Origin of the sequence: Noviherbaspirillum aerium, from assembly GCF_008929045.1 — a bacterium.
GTDB classification, from domain to species: Bacteria; Pseudomonadota; Gammaproteobacteria; order Burkholderiales; family Burkholderiaceae_D; genus Noviherbaspirillum; species Noviherbaspirillum aerium.
On sequence record NZ_VFAH01000002.1, the window covers coordinates 291,684 to 310,025 of the forward strand.

The 18,342-nt window shown below is 60.9% G+C and carries 16 protein-coding genes; 4 read left to right on the forward strand and 12 right to left on the reverse strand.

The annotated features are described in order from the left end of the window. The first annotated feature begins 554 nt into the window (after positions 1-554). On the forward strand, positions 555-1,508 hold the full coding sequence (locus FH061_RS04615; RefSeq protein ID WP_151633443.1) for a GGDEF domain-containing protein: 954 nt from the start codon (positions 555-557) through the stop codon (positions 1,506-1,508). 326 nt (positions 1,509-1,834) lie between these two features. Beyond that, positions 1,835-2,047 carry a hypothetical protein gene (locus FH061_RS04620; protein ID WP_151633445.1) on the forward strand — a complete coding sequence of 71 codons (213 nt, stop codon included), beginning with the start codon at positions 1,835-1,837 and terminating at the stop codon, positions 2,045-2,047. A 378-nt stretch (positions 2,048-2,425) separates the two neighbouring features. Here the strand turns inward: FH061_RS04620 and FH061_RS31740 are convergent, their stop codons facing one another. The 12 genes from FH061_RS31740 to FH061_RS04680 all read right to left on the reverse strand — a co-directional run bounded on the left by FH061_RS31740 (position 2,426) and on the right by FH061_RS04680 (position 14,132). Further along, complete coding sequence (locus FH061_RS31740; protein WP_151633447.1) at positions 2,426-2,773, reverse strand: DUF2917 domain-containing protein; 348 nt, start codon at positions 2,771-2,773, stop codon at positions 2,426-2,428. Positions 2,774-2,913: 140 nt separating this feature from the next. Next, positions 2,914-4,014, reverse strand: a complete 1,101-nt coding sequence (locus FH061_RS04630) for an alpha/beta fold hydrolase (RefSeq protein ID WP_151633449.1) — start codon at positions 4,012-4,014, stop codon at positions 2,914-2,916. Between the two features lie 50 nt (positions 4,015-4,064). Further along, a complete protein-coding gene (locus FH061_RS31745) occupies positions 4,065-4,460 on the reverse strand; it encodes an NAD(P)H-binding protein (RefSeq protein WP_225984505.1) in 396 nt (131 codons plus the stop codon). Between the two features lie 9 nt (positions 4,461-4,469). Beyond that, positions 4,470-5,207 (reverse strand): oxygen-binding di-iron domain-containing protein, encoded by a 738-nt coding sequence (locus tag FH061_RS04640; protein ID WP_151633453.1) that lies wholly within the window; start codon positions 5,205-5,207, stop codon positions 4,470-4,472. 323 nt (positions 5,208-5,530) lie between these two features. After that, entirely contained in the window at positions 5,531-6,238 is a 708-nt protein-coding gene (locus FH061_RS04645; RefSeq protein WP_151633455.1) for a TetR/AcrR family transcriptional regulator, read from the reverse strand. Between the two features lie 106 nt (positions 6,239-6,344). Then, on the reverse strand, positions 6,345-7,211 hold the full coding sequence (locus FH061_RS04650; protein WP_151633457.1) for a sugar phosphate isomerase/epimerase family protein: 867 nt from the start codon (positions 7,209-7,211) through the stop codon (positions 6,345-6,347). Between the two features lies 1 nt (position 7,212). Beyond that, complete coding sequence (locus FH061_RS04655) at positions 7,213-8,400, reverse strand: dihydrodipicolinate synthase family protein (RefSeq protein ID WP_151633459.1); 1,188 nt, start codon at positions 8,398-8,400, stop codon at positions 7,213-7,215. A 27-nt stretch (positions 8,401-8,427) separates the two neighbouring features. Beyond that, positions 8,428-9,591, reverse strand: coding sequence for a Gfo/Idh/MocA family protein (locus FH061_RS04660; protein ID WP_151633461.1), 1,164 nt, complete (start codon positions 9,589-9,591; stop codon positions 8,428-8,430). 69 nt (positions 9,592-9,660) lie between these two features. Beyond that, on the reverse strand, positions 9,661-10,638 hold the full coding sequence (locus FH061_RS04665; protein ID WP_151633462.1) for a tripartite tricarboxylate transporter substrate binding protein: 978 nt from the start codon (positions 10,636-10,638) through the stop codon (positions 9,661-9,663). Positions 10,639-11,202: 564 nt separating this feature from the next. After that, the gene (locus FH061_RS04670; RefSeq protein WP_151633464.1) at positions 11,203-12,648 is read right to left on the reverse strand and encodes an MFS transporter; all 1,446 of its coding nucleotides are present in this window, start codon (positions 12,646-12,648) and stop codon (positions 11,203-11,205) included. A gap of 19 nt (positions 12,649-12,667) precedes the next feature. Next, complete coding sequence (locus FH061_RS04675; protein ID WP_151633467.1) at positions 12,668-13,363, reverse strand: SDR family oxidoreductase; 696 nt, start codon at positions 13,361-13,363, stop codon at positions 12,668-12,670. A 154-nt stretch (positions 13,364-13,517) separates the two neighbouring features. Continuing rightward, positions 13,518-14,132: a TetR/AcrR family transcriptional regulator gene (locus FH061_RS04680; RefSeq protein ID WP_151633469.1), complete on the reverse strand. Its 615-nt coding sequence runs from the start codon at positions 14,130-14,132 to the stop codon at positions 13,518-13,520. A 473-nt stretch (positions 14,133-14,605) separates the two neighbouring features. Between FH061_RS04680 and FH061_RS04685 the strand changes: the two genes are divergently transcribed. Both FH061_RS04685 and FH061_RS04690 read left to right on the forward strand, forming a co-directional pair. Further along, positions 14,606-16,156, forward strand: a complete 1,551-nt coding sequence (locus tag FH061_RS04685; protein WP_225984483.1) for an alpha/beta hydrolase family protein — start codon at positions 14,606-14,608, stop codon at positions 16,154-16,156. A 609-nt stretch (positions 16,157-16,765) separates the two neighbouring features. Further along, positions 16,766-17,860: a calcium:proton antiporter gene (locus FH061_RS04690; RefSeq protein WP_151633471.1), complete on the forward strand. Its 1,095-nt coding sequence runs from the start codon at positions 16,766-16,768 to the stop codon at positions 17,858-17,860. Positions 17,861-18,342: the final 482 nt, after the last annotated feature.

Sequence of the window (18,342 nt, forward strand, 5' to 3'; positions counted from 1 at the left end):
GGAGATGCGTTCGCACCCATAACACGCGCTGCCGGCATTGCATGGCGGCGTTACAAGGGAACGCCGAGTCCGCCTTGCCGTAGCACCGCTACGATGCGTCGTTGTGCCTGATCCTGCAACGCCTGCGGTACCCTTGCACTCCCAGATCAAGGGTGAACAGGCCCTAGACCGTATGGTAAGGACGTACGCGACAGATCGACAGAAATGATGCTGCCCTACCCTGGTGCATCTTGTCGCGGCGATGAAGTCACCCGACTGCCAACCCAGCATGTTGGGATTGGGCCTGGACAGGAGATAACCTGTTGATCCGCCATTACCAGGACCGATCGCCAATCAACCGAGCGGTGTTTAAGGCACCCGTCTTGGGCCGGCTGTGCCCAACTGCGCCCGGTGCAAGCCTGAATGCCTGCTCTGCACTTTGTTCGCCCCAAGTCATTTCGGCTTCCCATACAACAGCAAGACCCACAGTTCCAAGGTAAGATGTTTCTTGATAGGAACGCATGGCTGGTGCCCTGTCTGAATCCAGTCCGTGGCCAATCTTACAAGGTAACCTTATGACTTCCTTACCCCCGAATCAAGACCATCACGCCGAGGATGCAAGCTTCTACCGCACTTTGCTCGAATCAACCAAGGCGATTCCTTGGCGTATCGACTGGCAAACCATGCAGTTCAGCTATATCGGTCCTCAGATCGAACAACTTCTGGGCTGGAGTCAGGGCAGCTGGGTGTCCGTCAACGATTGGGCTGAACGCATCCACGCCGAAGACCGGCAAAAGACCGTCGATTTCTGCGTCTCGCAGTCCCAGCAAGGGGTCGATCACGAAGCTGACTATCGCGCCATCACGGCAGATGGCGAGTACATCTGGATTCGTGACGTCGTCCACGTTCTGCGCAACCCTGATGGCACGGTGGATTCGCTGGTCGGATTCATGTTCGACATCAGTGAGCGTAAGAAAGCCGAGGACAAGATACTGAAACTGCAGGAGGAACTGGAAACCTTGTCCTACAAAGACGGTTTGACCGGGGTGGCGAACCGTCGCATGCTCGATGCGCTACTTGAAGTCGAGTGGGCAAAGGCGCGCGCCAGCCGGCATCCTATCTCGGTCATCCTGGTCGATATTGATTTCTTCAAGCAGTACAACGACCACTACGGCCACCGCGCCGGCGATCAATGTCTCAAGCGGGTAGCGCATGTGCTAGATACCGCTGCCGCTCGGTCGCGTGATCTCTGCGCGCGTCTGGGTGGCGAGGAATTCATGCTCGTTTTGCCCGAGACCGATGCCGCCGCGGCACAACAGGTCGGAGAGCGCTGCCGCAAGCTGCTGACCAGGGAGGGCATCCCGCATGCCTCATCAAGTGTGTCTGGAAGCGTGACGGTCAGTATGGGCATTGCGACCGTGGTGCCGGGCTCGCAAGATGACCTGAGTGAATTTGTGGAATTGGCCGACCGCCGGCTCTATCAAGCCAAGGCGAATGGTCGAGACCGCATTGAAGCTGGAGTGTCCTAGTTCGGTGACCGTCTACTGTGGTGGAAGGATATGGTGATGCAGTTCCCTTAGGGCCTGTTCGCACTTCGTTCGGGAGATGCGTTCGCACCATAACACGCGTTGGCGGTGGCGCGTGGCTAGCAAAGGCTGGCCGCCTTTGCTAGCCATGCAACGCCTAAGGTGCCTTCGCACTCCTGAATGAAGTGTGAACAGGTCCTAAACCAGTAAAAGCCTGGCAACCTCTCGGAGACGGCATTGTTTTTCGGTAACGTACTTATCTGCTCTCCGTCGCGAACCATACATAGTGGCTTTGTTCTTATCTCAACTGTATGTGATAAGGAGATGCAATGCCGAAAGTGTTAATGGAATGCACAGGCTGCAACAGGGAATTTGAAATTGTCGAAATCAGCTGTTCTTTTGTCGACGAGGACATGACGGATACGGTGGAATGTCCAGCTTGCGGTAAGGCGATGCAGGGGCGTCCCGGGAAAATTTACGTCAGTGATCCGGTGATAGCTGGTCTCAGTTTATCTTCCCAGAAGCGTCCGGACAGCTGGTAGCCGAAAGCAAGCCCCCCACAGCGGAGGGGCGGAAAGCTTATGACATGGTTAAACCTCGTCTTCGATCAAGCCCGCTGGCAGCTCCTCCAGAGGCACAGGGGTGCTGTGCCATTGTTCATTGGTCTCGCTGGCGTCAGACTGGGGTGTAGTTAGGGTGTAGTGGCAGATTGACATACTTCCTCCATCAAAAGTGATGGCGAATAACTTGGGGCGCTGCTGCGATGCACAATAAGGGTAAACCGAGTGACGAAGTAGCAATGCCTCGTGTTTTGCGCAAAAGGCGCGACCCTGCCGTGCTTTTTCCCTTGTCTCGACATGGTTTCAGAACATTTCATTTGCTTTCAGCAAATTTTCAACTCACACCACTTGTCCGCGGTTTCACCGCGCATGCGTCCGGTAAAAGACCATGGACGCAAACCTATTGCGCCAATGGGAGAATATTGTGGCCAATGAACTGGAATGTACACTGCGGACAGTGCGTGCCACGAGTCTCTCGGAATTGAGCACCCGAAGCGTGCTAGGCTCAAAGGCGGTCACGGTCACAGCTTGGTTTCCTTCAATTTCATAGACTTCACCAGGGACAAGCACTGTATCCTTCATGCAGTGATCGCGTGTAACCCATAGCGCTCCAGATACGCAAATCAAGGCTGTTCCGTCTGCGTGATCCAAGTTGAAAAACGTGTTGGAAGTCACTTCTACCACTACCTGGTTAAAATCGATGTCCATTTCCGGCTCCTTTTGGCTGGCTTCCCGTCTGCGCGACGGATAATTCAGTCTAGGACGCCTACGAACGGCCGTATGAGACGCCTGTCCCAAAGCTGCATAATGTTCAGGCAAATCAGCGCGAACACACTGGGCCAGATGTCCTAATCAAGCCGTCGTACACCAAGCCCTGCTTCCCGGGCGACGGCGACTGCCTTGGCCCGAGTATAAATCTCGAGCTTGGCAAAGATGTTTGTGATGTGATTGCGGACGGTCTTGGCGCTTAGACCAAGGCGTGCAGCTATCTGATCGTTGTCCATGCCGCGAGCAACCAGATCAAGCACTTCCAATTCGCGGGTGCTAAGTGCATGTAATTCTTCCGCCAAGGGATAGCCGGATTCATGCGAGCTCTCCGCTCGCATGAATGCATGAAACGCATTAAAGAACTGTTCCCATGCCGGATCCGTTTGCAAAAGCACATGATTGCGCGAAGCCAGAGGCACCAGCTGTGCATCAGGAATGAGGCTGGCAATAAGTCTTCCCTCTTGAAAAGGAACGAGAACGTCATCGCGAGCGTGGGCAATCAAGGTAGGGCACCGAATCAGGGAAGCGACATGAGCTGTGTCATAGCGCTGATAGGTTTGGAGTGCACGCGCTGCAATGTTTCCGGAACTGGAAACGCGTTGCAGATCATTCCACCAGTTCCACTGTTCGGCAGCACCATCGGGAATAAACATCGACGTAAATACCTGGCGAAATGCCGGATTCTTTGTTCCCCATCCGATTTCAGTCAGATGAGCAACGGTATCGATCTTGTCCAATTGGTCGGAGGTCAAAGGAAGTGTACGCACGCCTCTGACAAAGGCGCCATGAAGTACGATTCGGCTTACCCGCTCAGGATGTCTGGCGGCGTAGGCAATCGCAATGCCTCCTCCGCCGGAGGGACCGTACAGCACGAAGCGATCAAGTTCCGCCGCATTGACAACCGACTCAAGGTCACCAAGCCAAGCCTCAAAGGACATGTCATTCACATCGCGGTCAGACAGCCCGCAACCGCGAAGGTCGTAGCGAACCAGCGTATTATGACGCGCGAGTTCGCACAGGACAGGCTTGGTGATGGGATTCTCCCAATCTTTCTCAAGATGGCTGAGCCAATGCGCAGCACGAACAATAGGCGGGCCTTGACCGATGGTGGCATATGCAATGGTCGTGCTGTCAGGACTTCGACAAAAACGGATTTCCTGTTGGAGACTGCCTATTGCCATGATTCATCCTGTAATGACAAGATAGCGAATGTCTCCGCAGCGGGCGGCCGTCATTCGATCAGTATCGCTGCCGGCCGCCGGGATGCGTCCTGACATCGCCGTCGTGTCTGAGCGAAGTCTTGCGGCCACGCAGTACGGAGAGCGTATCTGCCAAGCTCTTCTTCATCGGTACTCGCTGCCGCGGCGCGTTCCGGGGCGGTGAGAGAATAGACAGCAGCGGCATGGAAAACAACTTCCATACCTTCCATCGCGGCACGCATCTGCGCGGGACGGGACAATTGGGCTTCCGCAATTTCGACACCTGGCAGTTGCCGCAGCTCGGCAGTCTTTTGTGTGTCCGCTACAGCCCGTACGCCGGCCCTGACCACAGGCCCGGACTCGGCAAGCTTGCGCGCCAGCATATAGCCGAGCTGCCCATTGGCCCCGTGACGAGCGCGTGCATGGATCTCCTCCTGTCAGCTCTGCCCAGGACCTGCGAGTCGCAGCGCCAACGCCCGCAGCAGCGCCGCTCCGTCGCCGGCCCATGCGCTTCCATGCATGCAGGCGAGCGTGGCCGGCCTTTGACACGCCAGCTTTTCAATCAGCATTCCGGCATCGCTCGAATGCGAGAAATAATCCAATGGCTGACGGAACGCTTCGCTTGGCTCGAGAATGTCATCTCCGGTAAGGGCGACGTCTCCGTATCCGCCTTGCGTAAAAATATCTCCGCAGAACATCGTTGCGGTGGTCGTCTCCATCAGGTACCCGGTTTCCCATCCATGCGGCAGGTGGGGTGTATCGAGCCATTTGACAGTGTGTTTTCCCAGCGTCAGCTCTTCGCCATCTGCCATCGCTCGGGAAGGCCTGTCAGCGAAATCGTCGACCGATACCATTGCTGCAATCCGCCCGCATAAAGGAACCGCATGAGGCGCAGCCGCGAGCCATTCGTTGAGAGAGCCGCATTCATCGGCTTCAAAATGGGACAGTGCAATGAAGCTCAGCTGTTGGGCTGGCATCACGCTCTCGACCGCTTCACGGACCAGCGGGAACATTTTTCGCGGTCCGGTGTGGAAGAGCAATGGCTGATCGTCAGCGATCAGGTATTGATTGAACGAAAATCCGCCGGGAACGGTACTTACCGGTGTGTTGATGCGATAGATGCCATCGCCGATTTCTTCAACATTCGTTCCGGTATTACGATTGGTAATGCTCATTACGCATCTCCTCCCCAGCAAAGTGCCGTAACTGGGAAATGGCAGCAGGAACAGTGATATGAACCTGTTCGGGAATTGTCATGCGATGAGAATGGCCTCGTTTGATCCGCCACAAGGAACGGCAATGCAAGGCACCGCGAAGCTTGTTGTTTGCGTCTCCTTCCGGAAGCGCTTGATCCATGAGAGTTTGCAACAGTCGCACCAGAATGCTTAACCGGCCAGGTGTCGGCCGCCCTGCTCCCCTACCCTGCGGCGTTCCTGTGCCGATCGATTAGCGGCGGTTTGTTGAACCGGGCAGGTAAGGCATGAAATCAATGAATTGATCAGCGCAGCAGGTAGCCGAGCACCAGGTCGGTCATGTGGGACAGCCGTTCCGCTTCCGCCTTGGGCTGCTTGAGGTCGCGGCCGAAGACAGCCGACAAGGTGTGCCGGTTGGACAGGTAGAAGAAGGACAGTCCGGCGATCGAGATATAGAGCTGAAGCGGGTCGACGCCGGCGCGGAACAGTCCCTCGGCGCGGCCCCGTTCGAGGACGCGCTGCAAGGTATCGATCAGCGGGGAATTCAATTCCCGGATACGTTCCGATTTCTTCAGGTGGGTCGCCTGGTGCAGGTTTTCGCTGTTGAGCAGCGTGATGAATTCGGGATGCTGAATGTAATAATGCCAAGTGAAGGAGACCAGCCGCCTGACCGCCTCGACCGGGTCCACCTCATCAAGCTGCAAGCCCTGCTCCGCCGAGCGGATGTTTTCGTAGGCACGTTCCAGCACTGCCTGAAACAGGGCTTCCTTGTTGCCGAAATAGTAGTACAGCAGGCGCTTGTTCAAACCGGCGCGCGCCGCGATGGCATCGATGCGCGCGCCGCCCAGACCAAGCGTGGAAAATTCCTCGGTCGCCGCTTCGATGATCGCCTGGCGCGTCCGGACCGGATTGCGCCCGGTGACGGGAGCCGGTTCCTGCGGCGCCTCCCTGGATCCGTCCGCCAAGTTCGATTCGTCTTCCGGCGTGCCGGCGCTTGCTGCCTTGTCTGTCATTGCGTGGTTCCCATCCTCAACGTTGCGGCAATTATCCTTGCATCAGGGCCGGTCGGACAATGCCGGAATACAGAATACACTCCGGCCGCGCAAGGCTGGCCGAGGATCACACCACGCTGCGATGGCGCTCGATGCAGGTGGCGAGCACCTCGCCGCCGTCCCGCTTCCACCAGTTTTCCGAGGAAAAGATTTCCACTTCGCTATAGCCCGCGTAGCCCGCCTGCTCCACCCAGGCGCGGATGCGCGGGATATCGATCACGCCGTCGCCCATCATGCCGCGGTCGTTGAGCATGTCGCGGGTGGGCAGCAGCCAGTCGCAGACATGGAAGGCCAGCAGCCTTTCCTTGCCGGCGCGGCGGATCTGCTCTTCCAGCTTGGGGTCCCACCAGACATGATAGACATCGACGGCCACGCCGAGCGCCCCCGAGCGCTCGGGGTCCAGCAGGTCGCACAGGTCGAGCGCCTGTTCCATGGTATTGACGCAGGCGCGGTCGCCGGCATACATCGGATGCAGCGGTTCGATCGCCAGCGGCATGCCAACCTGCCGGGCGTATTCCAGCGTGGCGGCAATGCCGTCGCGCACGTCGCTGCGCGCTGCGGCGATATCCTTGTGCTCGGCCTTTCCCTGCAAGGCGCCGGGAAGCCCGCCGACCACTAGCACCAGGCAGGCCGCATCGAGCGTCTTTGCTTCATCGACCGCGCGGCGGTTGTCATCCAGCGCAAGCTGCCTGCCTTCCGCCGTCGAGGCGGGAAACATGCCGCCGCGGCAGTAGCCCGACAATCTCATACCGGTGCTGCGCACCTGCGAGGCAATGCGCTCGAGGCCGGCCGCGGCAACCTGGTCGCGCCAGGGAGAGATGGCGCGGATGCCGCGCTGCGCGCATTCATCGATGATGCGGTCCAGCTTCCACTGCGCGCGCACGGTCGCGGTGTTGATCGAGAGCCAGCGGTGATCTTCCGAAAAGTCGCGCATGTCAGGCCTCGATTCCATGCAGTGCGAGCAGATGCTTCATCCGCCGCGCGGCCAGTTCCGGCTGCTCGATGAGGCCGGCATCATCGGCCAGGCGGAACAGCTGCGCGAAGTGCGGCAATGAACGGGTGCTCTGCTGGCCGCCCACCATCACGAAATGATCCTGGTGGCCGTTGATCCATGCCATGAACACCACGCCGGTCTTGTAGAAGCGGGTCGGCGCCTTGAAGATGTGGCGCGACAGCGGAACCGTCGGCGCGAGGATCTCATGGAAGCGGCTGGTGTTGCCCGCCGCCAGCTCGGCCAGCGCGGCGCTGGCCGCCGGTGCGATGGCATCGAAGATGCCCAAGAGCGCATCGCTCTGCTGATGATTGGGCTGCGCGCCCTCGCCATCGCCGGCGATCAGTTCCGCATAATTGAAATCGTCGCCGGTGTACATGCGCACGTTCGGCGGCAGGCGGCGGCGCATGGCGATTTCCTTGTCCTTGTCGAGCAGCGAAATCTTGATGCCATCCACCTTGTCGGCATTGGCGGCGATGATGCCGAGCGCGGTGTCCATTGCGCGGTCGAGGTCGGCGGTGCCCCAGTAGCCGGCCAGCGCGGGATCGAACATGTCGCCCAGCCAGTGCAGGATCACCGGCTGCTTCGCCTGCCGCAGCAGCCTGCCGTAGACCCGTTCGTAATCCTCCGGTCCGCGTGCCACGCGCACCAGCGCCCGACTCGCCATCAGGATCAGCTTGCCGCCCAGCGCTTCGATGGCGGCCATCTGTTCCTCATAGGCGCGGATCACGTCGTCGACGCTGCGCGCGGCGTCGGGCGACAGGTGGTCGGTGCCGCAGCCGGAGGCGACCAGCGCGCCGGGATAGTCGCGCGCCGCATCCAGCGAGCGGCGGATGAGTTCGAGCGAGGTAGTCCAGTCGAGGCCCATGCCGCGCTGCGCGGTATCCATCGCCTCGGCCACGCCCAGGCCCATCGACCAGAGGCGCCGGCGGTAAGCGATGGTGGCATCCCAGTCGATGGCGGCTTCGAGCCAGGGATCGATCGGCGCGAACGGCTCGGCCACCACGTGCGCGGCGGAATAGGCGATGCGGTTGAATGCCGGCTTTGCCGGCGGCGCGACGGGCGTGCGCTGGCTCAACGCATAGTGCCGCAGGCTTCCGTCTTCAACGGGCAATTGCAGGGTCAGGCTCATGTTGGTCCTCGGATGAGATCTCGGGTTTCAGACTGGCAGCGGAGAGACATCCACCCAGCGCCGTTCCTTCCAGCTCTGCAAGGCGTTTTCCACAAGCTGCACGCCCTTCGCGCCTTCCGGCAGCGTGTAGCGGTAAGGCGCGTCTTCGGCCACGTGGCGGATGAACTGTTCCCACTGCACCTTGAAGCCGTTGTCGTAAGCCTGGGTGTCGGGCACTTCCTGCCATTGGTCGGCGAAGTCCATGGTCTGCTTCTGGTCCGGATTCCACACCGGGCGCGGCGTATTGACGCGCGACTGCGAGCGGCATTCGGTGAGCGTGGCCACCGCCGATCCATGGGTGCCGTCGACATGGAAGGTCACCAGGTCGTCACGCTTGACGCGGGTGACCCAGGAACTGTTGACCTGCGCGATGACGGGTTCGCCGTTGTGCCCCTTCAGTTCCAGCGTGGCGTAGGCGGCATCGTCCGCGGTGGCCTCGTAGGGCTTGCCGCTCTCGTCCCAGCGCTTGGGGATGTGGGTGGCACCGAGGCATGACACCGACTTCACTTCACCGAACAGATTGTCCAGCACATAGCGCCAGTGACACATCATGTCGAGGATCATGCCGCCGCCGTCTTCCTTGCGGTAGTTCCATGACGGGCGCTGGATCGGCTGCAGATCGCCTTCGAATACCCAGTAGCCGAACTCGATGCGCACCGCCAGCATGCGGCCGAAGAAGCCCGAGCGGCGCAGCATGTCGAGCTTGCGCAGACCGGGCAGGAACAGCTTGTCCTGCACCGCGCCATGCTTGAGGCCGGAGCTCTGCGCCAGGCGGCAGATTTCCACCGCTTCATTGAGATTGGTGGCGATCGGCTTCTCGCAGTACACATGCTTGCCGGCGCGGATGGCCTGCGCCAGCAGGGTCGGGCGCATCTGGGTGGTGCCGGCATCGAAGAAGACGCTGTCGTCCTTGTTGGCCAGCGCTTCTTCCAGGTTGGTGCCCCAGCGGGCGATGTCATGCGCCTTTGCCAGCGCCTCGATCTTTTCCGCGTTGCGTCCGATCAGGATCGGGTCGGGCATCACCTTGTCGCCGTTGGACAGGACCACGCCGCCCTGCTTGCGGATGGCGACGATGGAACGGATCAGGTGCTGGTTCATGCCCATGCGTCCGGTGACGCCATGCATGATGAGTCCGAGTCTTTGCGTTGTCATGGAGGATTCCTTGGCTTGCTTGGTTTGAATGTTGGAAGGGCCGCCGACTGCGGCCCGACTTGCCGTGCCTTATTGCGGCGCGATGCCGGCTTCCTTCACCAGCTTCGCGTTGGCGGCGATGTCGTCCTTGATGTAGCGGTCGAACTGCTCGGGCGCCATGGTCCAGGGCTCGGCGCCCAGCTTGGCGAAGCGTTCCTTGACGTCTTCCGAGGCCAGCGCCTTCTGCACTTCCGCATTGAGCTTGGTGACGATGTCCTTCGGCGTTTTCGCCGGGACCAGCATGCCGATCCAGAAATTGAATTCCGAGTTCGGCACGCCCGCTTCGCTGGTGGTCGGCACGTTGGGCAGTGCGGTCGATCGCTTCGGCGAACCGACCGCCAGCGCCACCAGGCGGCCGTCCTTGATATGCGACAGCACCGGCGCGACCGGCGAGAAGTAATAGTCGACGCGGCCGCCCATGACTTCCGTCACCGCTTCCGGCGACCCCTTGAAGGGAATGTGCATGGCATCGATCTTCGCCTGCGTCCTGAACTTCTCCGCGTTCAGGTGGGTGGCGCTGCCCTGCCCCGCCGATGCATAGTTCAGCTGGCCCGGCTTGGCCTTGGCCTGGTCGAGCAGGTCCTTGAGCGTCTTCATGTTCTTCGACGGCGAGACTACCAGCGCATTGGGCAGGGTGGCGATCGGCGTGACGCCCGCGAAGTCGTTGATCGTGTCATACGGCAGCTTCAGGTAGGTCGAGGGACTGACCGTATGGGAGGAGGAATGGATGAGGATGGTGTAACCGTCCGGCGCCGCATGCGCGACCTGCCCGGCGCCGAGCGTGCCGCCGGCGCCGCCGCGGTTTTCGACGATCATCTGCTGGCCGAGGCTGCTGCCCAGCTTGTCGGTAATGGCGCGCGCGATGACGTCAGTCGTGCTGCCTGCGGTGAACGGAACGATGACGCGGATCGGCTTGGAAGGATAGGCGCCGTTCTGTGCGGCGGCGGTCAGGTGCACCAGGCCGGACAGCGCAATGGCGGTCAGGCCGATCATTCGAACGGATTTCATGATGTCTCCAGATAATTGTTGTCAGGGAATGCTGCACGAAATACTGGTCAGATCGAATTCTTTATTCACCGTTTGGTGAATAAAGAATATCGTATTCCATGGATTTTCAATCGTCAACCGGAATATTTCCGTTTTTTTGACGCGATCAGACGCAACGTGGAAATGAAACCCGGGCCATTTCTGGCATTCAATTCACCATATAGATAATTAAAGAAAGAAAGCAATGCCGTGGGCGATAGCCTTGCGGCAGGGTGCATACGGGGCGGGCTGCAATGACATTGCCTGGAATCTGGAGGGTGAAGCTACTGCGCAACCGGGCCGGAATGGAATGCGATTGCGGCTGCGCTCAATTTGGATGAGGAAATGGGATCGTTTCAGCGGGATCTGCTCGACGCTCGCGTGGAGCATTGCCGCAGGGCGCTGCGGCACTCGGCGCGCTGATCGTCAGCTGGCTGCGCGGTGCCGGCGGACAGCGTTCCCCGGCCGGGAGGAAAAGCGGCCGGGGAACGCTTGCCAAACTCGCCGCCACGGCGGCGACAGGCACGGCGGAAGCGGACGGCTCGTTCAGGAGGTCTTCGGCCGCGTATTGACGCCAAGGCACAGCGCGCCGGTTACCAGCGCAAGCACCACGTGCAGGCCGTACAGCGTGGCGAAGTCGGAACGCATCAAGCCTTCGTGGCCGAGAAACATGACGGTGAGCGCCACGCCCAGCACCGAACCGATCTGACGCACCGCCTGGTTCACCGCGCTGCCGACCGCATACTGATCCGGCGGCAGGCCGGCCGCCGCGGCGCCCGACAGCGAGGGCAGCACCATGCCGACGCCGATGCCGCTCAGTATCAGCGCCGGCAGCCAGTGCGTCAGGTACTGCGGTTCCGTGCCCGGCACCAGCGCCAGCCACAATCCACTCGCCGCATACACCAGCGAGCCGATCACCAGCGGCTTGCGATGCCCGATCCTGCCGGCAATGCGGCCGGTCACGATCGCGGTCGGCACCACCATCAGCGGGCCGGGAGTGACCGCGATGCCGGCGAGCGGCAGGCTGTAGTGCCAGATTTCCATCATGTAGGAAAAGAAGGCAAAGAACATCATGGCGAACGCCATCGCGAATGACAGCGTGGCCAGGTTGACCGCGCTGTAGGTCCGGTTCCGGAACAGGGCCAGGTCGACCAGCGGCCGGGAGGCGACGCGCGCCCAGGCCACGAAGGCGACAAGCCCGGCCAGCGACGCCGCACCGACGGCCAGCACTTCCCAATGCTCCCAGGTCCGCGATTCAAGCTGGGTGATGGCCAGCGCGATGCCACCCACGCTCAGCACCAGCAGCAGCATGCCGACCAGGTCCAGCGATCGCTTGCCGGCGGTCCCGGACACGCCCCGCGATTCCTTGAGGATGTACACGCCCGCCGCCAGCGAGATCGCGCCGAACGGCAGATTGATATAGAAAGCCCATGACCATCCCATCATGTCGACGATCAGCGAGCCCACGCTCGGGCCGATGGCTGCCGCCAGGCCGCCGACCGCGCCCCACAGGCTGACCGCCACCGCCCGCTTCTCCTTTGGGAAGGCGTCGAGGATGAGCGACAGCGACGCCGGCGTCAGCAATGCCGCGCCGATCGCCTGCAGCACGCGCGCGGCGACCAGCGCCGTGACGCTGGTCGCCGCGCCGCAGGCGGCGGAGGCGATCAGGAACAGCGCGGTGCCAAGCAGGAACATGCGCTTGCGTCCGTGCAGGTCGGCCAGACCGCCGGCGGGAATCAGCATTGCCGCATAAATGACGGTGTAGGCATTGAGTACCCAGGACAGGTCCGCTGGCGAAGCGGCCGGAAACGCCTGGCGCAGCGAGCCGAATGCGGCATACAGGACCGTGGTATCGATGGAGACGAGCAGCACCGAGATACTGGCGATCCAGAAAGTCGGCCAGGGCGACGGGCGTGCCTGAACCGCGGTTGCTGCAGCGGCATCGGCGACGTCAGCGGGAACGGGAACGGCTGCTTGAAGCGGAGTTGTCATGACTTTCTCCCAGGTTGGCTCAGCCGAGATACACGGCGGGTTCAAGGCTCAGGCCCAGCTTCACCTGGCGCGTCACATCGTCGGCCAGCGCTTCGCTTGCGCCCTTCTCCAGCGCGTCGAAAGCGCGGCCGACGATGGTTTCCGGCGAGGACTTCGGCGCATCGATGTCGCGCGTCAGGTCGGTATCGATCAGCCCGACATGAAGCGCGGTCACCTGCGTGTTCTGCGGCTTGAGATCGGCGCGCAGGGCATTGGTCAGTCCCCATGCCGCGGCCTTCGATACCGAATAGGCGCCGAGCATCGGCGAACTCTTCCAGCTCGCCACCGAAAGCACGTTCAGCAGCGCACCGCCGCCGTTGCGCTTGAGCACCGGCGCGAATGCGCGGCTGACCCGCGAGACGCCCAGCACATTGGTTTCGAAATGGCGGGTCAGCGCTTCCTCGGCGTCGGGCCCGGTCACGCTGTCAAAGCCCGCGATGCCGGCGTTGTTGATGACCAGCGTCACGTCGGCGCATTCCCGCGCGGCCTGCTCGACCTCGTCGGGCTTCGTCACATCGAGGCGTATCGGCGTGACGCCGGCAAGCGTCACCCGCGACGGATCGCGCGCCGCCGCATACACCTTGCTGGCGCCGCGTGCCAGCGCTTCGCGGGCAAAGGCCAGGCCGAGGCCCCTGTTCGCGCCTGTGATCAATACGGTTGCACCCTGGAGTTTCATAGCGTTTCCTTTCAAGTTCATGTTGCCGCATTGCCTGACGGCGGGCCCCCGGGCGCCAACCGCGGAATAAAATATGATGACCATCATATTTATGGCGAAATAAAAAGGAGTGTTACGCGGGAAGCAACGCGCCTTCCCGTTTCACTCCATCTTGCTATCCATCGTTGTCCGCCATGGCGGACGGATGACCCTGGTCGTATTGTTCGAGCAATGCCTCGCGGCTTGCGGCAAGCATCTCCTTGCCTGCCTTGCCGCCCAGCGCACGCGCCATCTGCAGCGCTCCGACCATGGTGCCGGCAATGGCCATGGCCCGCTCCTTCGGTACCTCCGGTGCCAGCGTGGCTTCCACCCGCCTGACGAGTCCCATGATGCGTTCCGCCGAGGCCTCATGCACCTTGGGCGACTGGCGCGACATCTCCGAGCCGAGCGCCGCCACGACGCAGCCGCCCTCCTTCGACTCGATATGCAATTCGGACAGATAGGCTTCGATCAACGCCCGAAACGGCGTCGCGCCCCGCCTGCAGCGCACGGCGACGCCACGCTCCAGCGACTCGCCGCTCTGCTTCGCGCCATAGGCGATCGCTGCCGCCACCATGTCTTCGCGCGTGTCGAAATGCGCATAGAAACCGCCATGGGTCAGCCCCGCCTCCTTCATGACATCGGCCACGCTGACGCCGTCGAAGCCCTGCCGCCTGATCGCGCGCGATGCGGCTTCGAGAATGCGCTCATGGGAAAGCTCCTTGCGGCTGGGCTTGACTGACTGGGGCATGGCCGGGCTCTCTATTGATTCGGCCCGGAAAATGTTTCATTTTCCGGGCCGCTGATCTGGCCTTCTACCTCTGGGAGAAGGCAGGATCCGTAATATGATGAGCGTCATATTATGACCATCATATTTTGAAGTCAACCGAAATCTTGGTTGCCGGTGCCGAAATCTCTTCGCCTGCAAACTTGCATCCAGACAAGCCCAATCCGCCACGGACATTTGACGATGCTCATGCGCACCGCGATTACGCGGAAACAAAAACCCTGCGTCCGCTCAATAACTCAACAGGACATACCGAAACAACAAGGCAACAACGCGCGGTAGCGGTCTGGATCGTTTCCGTCCGATGTTTTGATGCTTTAGCCGCCTGCTCAACAGGCAGGCGGCAACTGGCCCTCGGGCGCCTGAAGATGCGCGCCCCGCCATGGCATCGGCATGCGCCGCCGCTCATTCAAACAAGCAAGAAAAAGGCAAGAACAATGAACAAGATTTCCGCTTTCTCCCCCTCTTTCGCTCAGGGTCTGCTCAAGGCGATGGTTCCCGCAGCGCTGTTGCTGGCCGGTTGCGGTGGCAGCAGCGACGATACCGCGACCGCGGGGACCGCCGGCACCGCACCGCCGCCGGCAGCAACCGTTCCTGCCGCCAACCCGACCGCACCGGCGAACCCGGCCCCTGCGGCCAATCCTGCCAACCCCGCGGGCGCCGACACCCGCCTGCAGGACTCCCTGGTCTTTACCCTCGACCAGTCAACCTTGCCCTTCGGCCCGCTCGCCGGCGCCGCGGTGGAAACCGACCGCTGGGCCGGCGTGCTCAACGGCAGCGGCTACCGCATCGAAGTGCCCCGCAACTGGAATGGTCGCCTCGTCATGTATGCGCACGGCTATGAAGGCCTCGATCCGGGGCTGAAGGTGTCCGACATTCCGATTCGCCGCCACCTGATTGAAAACGGCTACGCCTGGGCCGCATCCACCTTCAGCAAGAACGGCTACGACGTGCGCGCCGGCGTCGAAGACACCAATGCGCTGGCGCTGGCGTTCACCACCATTGCCGCGCAGAACAACCGTGCGCTGCCGGCACCATCGCGCATCTATATCGTCGGCGCGTCGATGGGCGGCCATGTCGCCGCCGCCGCAGTCGAGCGCGAAACCCAGGCCACCGCAAGAAACAAGGTGGCGTACAACGGCGTGGTGTCGATGTGCGGCGTGGTGGGCGACACCGAGCTCTTCAATTATGCCAATGCCTACCAGCTGGCGGCGCAGTACATCGCGGGTCAGCCGGCAGCCAGTTTCCCGGTGACCGATTTCGACAGCAAGGAAGACGACATCAAGAAAGAGCTCTGGCTGCTCTATCCTTCCATACTCACCGACAAGGGCCGCCAGCTGCGCTCCGCCTTCATCAACCTGACCGGCGGGCCGCGCCCCGTCGCGGAAGACAGCTTCAAGCTCAAGCCCCTGCAGGAAGGCGTGTGGCGGCGCTTCGGCGACAACGGCACGCTTGAAGGCGTTCTCAACAAGAACGTGGTGGACACGCGCGGCTTCGTCTATCAGCTCGATGACGACCCCGCCCAGTCGGCGGCGGAGCAGGCGATGAATGCGAGCATCCTGCGGGTGACACCGGCGCCGGATGCCAATCCGCTGCGCGCCGACGGCCTGCGCTGGGTGCCGAAGGTGAACGGACAATTCAGTGTGCCGGTCGTGACCATCCATGGACTGGGCGACCTGTTCGTGCCGTTCAGCATGCAGCAGATCTACAAGCGCCGCGCCCAGACCAACGGCAGCGACCAATGGCTGGTGCAGCGCGCGATCCGCGCGCCGGGACATTGCGACTTCACCAACGCGGAACAGGTGGAAGCCTTCCAGGCGATGGTGAACTGGGAGCAGACCGGCGTGAAGCCGGCGGGCGATGATGTGCTGACGCCGGCCGTGGTGGCCAATCCGGCTTATGGATGTACGTTCACGCGCAATGCTGCGGGGGCGGATGATTCGACTGCGATTGATGTGTCAAGGAGGCTGATGCCGTCGTGTCCGTGAAGCGCAGCGATCACTAAAAACCGCTCAGTCGGCACTTTAGAACGGTTTCATCCTGACCTGCCTGCCGATCCCGGACAGATTGCCCCTGGCACTGCGCTGTGACTCCTTGTTCCAGCAGCAATCTGCCTCGGCCTCGACTAGGCAGGTCAGGGCGAAAACGCTCTAGGATCTTCGGATTGAGTGTAGGGGCAGCCTCCATCATCGTCCTCACGTGAAACGTGTCGGGAGTTCCCGTTACCGGCGCGGCAGCCCGCGCGATACTTGCTTGATTGAGTACTCCGGCTCCTCTGCATAGCCAGCCATGGTCAGCGGCGGTCCGGCGACCGATTCGACCGTATCCGACCAGCATGGCCTGACCGGTTAATTTTCTTCAGGAACATCATTTGATCATCAGCTGCTTCTTTTGCTTGAGCCAACAACTACCGATACAAGCCAGCGTATCACCTTGATTCAAGACGTGATGGCGAAAGTAAGCTGGAAGCGAAGTGATGACGATCCGATGAGGCAAGATCTCTTGCGGAGTTCGTCCGTAGCAAAGCGTCCAGATGAAGCATCTGAGCATGGCAATCGTTGTTATGATAACGTCGTTTTTCAAACAAAAAACAACGAATGAAACTATCCAGCTCGCTACCGTTATGGTCCGTTGCTGCCCCAGGCACGGCGTGGCTCCTCTTGGCCGGCGCCTACCTGGGCGCTGGCGACGCGATAGGCGTTCTGTACACGTTTCTCCTTACCGCCGGTCTGTTTGCCGGCGTGCTCGCTGCTGTCTTCCACGCAGAGGTGGTGGCCCATCGGGTTGGCGAACCTTACGGCACGTTAGTTCTCGCGCTTGCCGTAACAGCCATCGAAGTCGCGCTCATCGTGTCGCTCATGATCGCCGGCGGCGAAGCGACCAGCGGCTTGGCGCGCGATACCGTATTTGCCGCAGTGATGATCATCCTCAACGGCATGGTGGGACTATGCTTGTTGTCGGGCGGGCGGCTGCACCGCGAACAAACGTTTGGTTTGTACGGTGTCTCGGCTGCCTTGGCCACACTTGCGGCCATCTCCGTGCTGACGATGGTGTTGCCCAACTACACGACGACCGCGCAAGGGCCGGCCTACAGCAGCAGCCAGCTGGCCTTCATCGCCGTCGTATCCCTCGTCCTATATGGAACATTCGTTCTTGTCCAGACCGTACGCCACCGTGACTATTTTCTGCCGGAGGCAGAGTCGGGCGATGAGGAGGCGCATGCGCCTCCGCCACCTGTAAAGATGGCGATAATGAGTGCGGTGCTCCTGGTTGTCTGTCTAGCGAGTGTCGTGCTGCTTGCGAAGTCCTTGTCTCCAACATTGGAAGCGGTGGTTGCCGCTGCTGGCGCGCCGAAGGCGCTGGTTGGCATCATCATTGCCGCTGTGGTGCTGCTGCCAGAGAGTATCGCTGCATACCAAGCTGCGCGAGCCAACCGATTGCAGACCAGCCTCAACCTCGCACTTGGCTCCGCTTTGGCAAGCATCGGCCTCACAATCCCGGCTGTCGCCATCGTGTCCTTGGCATCCGGACTGACGCTGTCTCTCGGCATCGATGTGAAGTCCACTGCTCTTCTTCTGTTGTCGCTTATCGTCGCCACGCTGTCCCTTGGTACAGGACGCACCACCATCATGCAGGGTACAGTGCATCTGGTGATTTTCGCGGTTTACCTGTTCACGACGATAGTTCCATGACGTCCAAGCGCGGGCAAGAGGCGCATCTGAACAGCTGATGGACTTAAACTCTCTACTCATGTGTCCTCTTATGGCTGGTCAACGTCGCGCTATACCTCCATCTGCTCAGCAATCTCAGGCGCATCGTCAACCTCGTTAGCTACCCGGCTTGGAAAGAGCTACTATTTGGAGTCCAGATGGGCTCTCTCAATCCAGCCAGAGACCGACTGCCGGGTCTGCACGGTGGTCTCGAACTGCACCGGCCGGCGCGTCTTGCGCTGCATGACCTGGCGCGCGTCAGGATGCTTTTACCTTGGGCGATACCGCTAACCCGCAGGTTGACCGTGGCAAGGTTGAACTATGCCGTGTCTCGTGCTCTTTAAGCGGCTTTGTTCCGTTTTCTTTGAGAAACCGTACCGAAATAGGATATTTTTCACAAGACGTCATCCATTAGAATTCCCCGAGCAGTCTTTGGGGGGCGAATTTACTTGGCCTAATCAATC

Bases quoted from the DNA above. Each gene is read 5' to 3' on its own strand.
- FH061_RS04620 (WP_151633445.1), top strand. From the start codon at position 1,835: ATGCCGAAAGTGTTAATGGAATGCACAGGCTGCAACAGGGAATTTGAA.
- FH061_RS04685 (WP_225984483.1), top strand. From the start codon at position 14,606: ATGAACAAGATTTCCGCTTTCTCCCCCTCTTTCGCTCAGGGTCTGCTC.
- FH061_RS04680 (WP_151633469.1), bottom strand. From the start codon at position 14,132: ATGCCCCAGTCAGTCAAGCCCAGCCGCAAGGAGCTTTCCCATGAGCGC.
- FH061_RS04655 (WP_151633459.1), bottom strand. From the start codon at position 8,400: ATGAGCCTGACCCTGCAATTGCCCGTTGAAGACGGAAGCCTGCGGCAC.
- FH061_RS04630 (WP_151633449.1), bottom strand. From the start codon at position 4,014: ATGGCAATAGGCAGTCTCCAACAGGAAATCCGTTTTTGTCGAAGTCCT.
- FH061_RS04650 (WP_151633457.1), bottom strand. From the start codon at position 7,211: ATGCGCGACTTTTCGGAAGATCACCGCTGGCTCTCGATCAACACCGCG.
- FH061_RS04640 (WP_151633453.1), bottom strand. From the start codon at position 5,207: ATGAGCATTACCAATCGTAATACCGGAACGAATGTTGAAGAAATCGGC.
- FH061_RS04675 (WP_151633467.1), bottom strand. From the start codon at position 13,363: ATGAAACTCCAGGGTGCAACCGTATTGATCACAGGCGCGAACAGGGGC.
- FH061_RS04670 (WP_151633464.1), bottom strand. From the start codon at position 12,648: ATGACAACTCCGCTTCAAGCAGCCGTTCCCGTTCCCGCTGACGTCGCC.
- FH061_RS04615 (WP_151633443.1), top strand. From the start codon at position 555: ATGACTTCCTTACCCCCGAATCAAGACCATCACGCCGAGGATGCAAGC.
- FH061_RS04690 (WP_151633471.1), top strand. From the start codon at position 16,766: ATGAAACTATCCAGCTCGCTACCGTTATGGTCCGTTGCTGCCCCAGGC.
- FH061_RS04660 (WP_151633461.1), bottom strand. From the start codon at position 9,591: ATGACAACGCAAAGACTCGGACTCATCATGCATGGCGTCACCGGACGC.
- FH061_RS31740 (WP_151633447.1), bottom strand. From the start codon at position 2,773: ATGGACATCGATTTTAACCAGGTAGTGGTAGAAGTGACTTCCAACACG.
- FH061_RS04665 (WP_151633462.1), bottom strand. From the start codon at position 10,638: ATGAAATCCGTTCGAATGATCGGCCTGACCGCCATTGCGCTGTCCGGC.
- FH061_RS04645 (WP_151633455.1), bottom strand. From the start codon at position 6,238: ATGACAGACAAGGCAGCAAGCGCCGGCACGCCGGAAGACGAATCGAAC.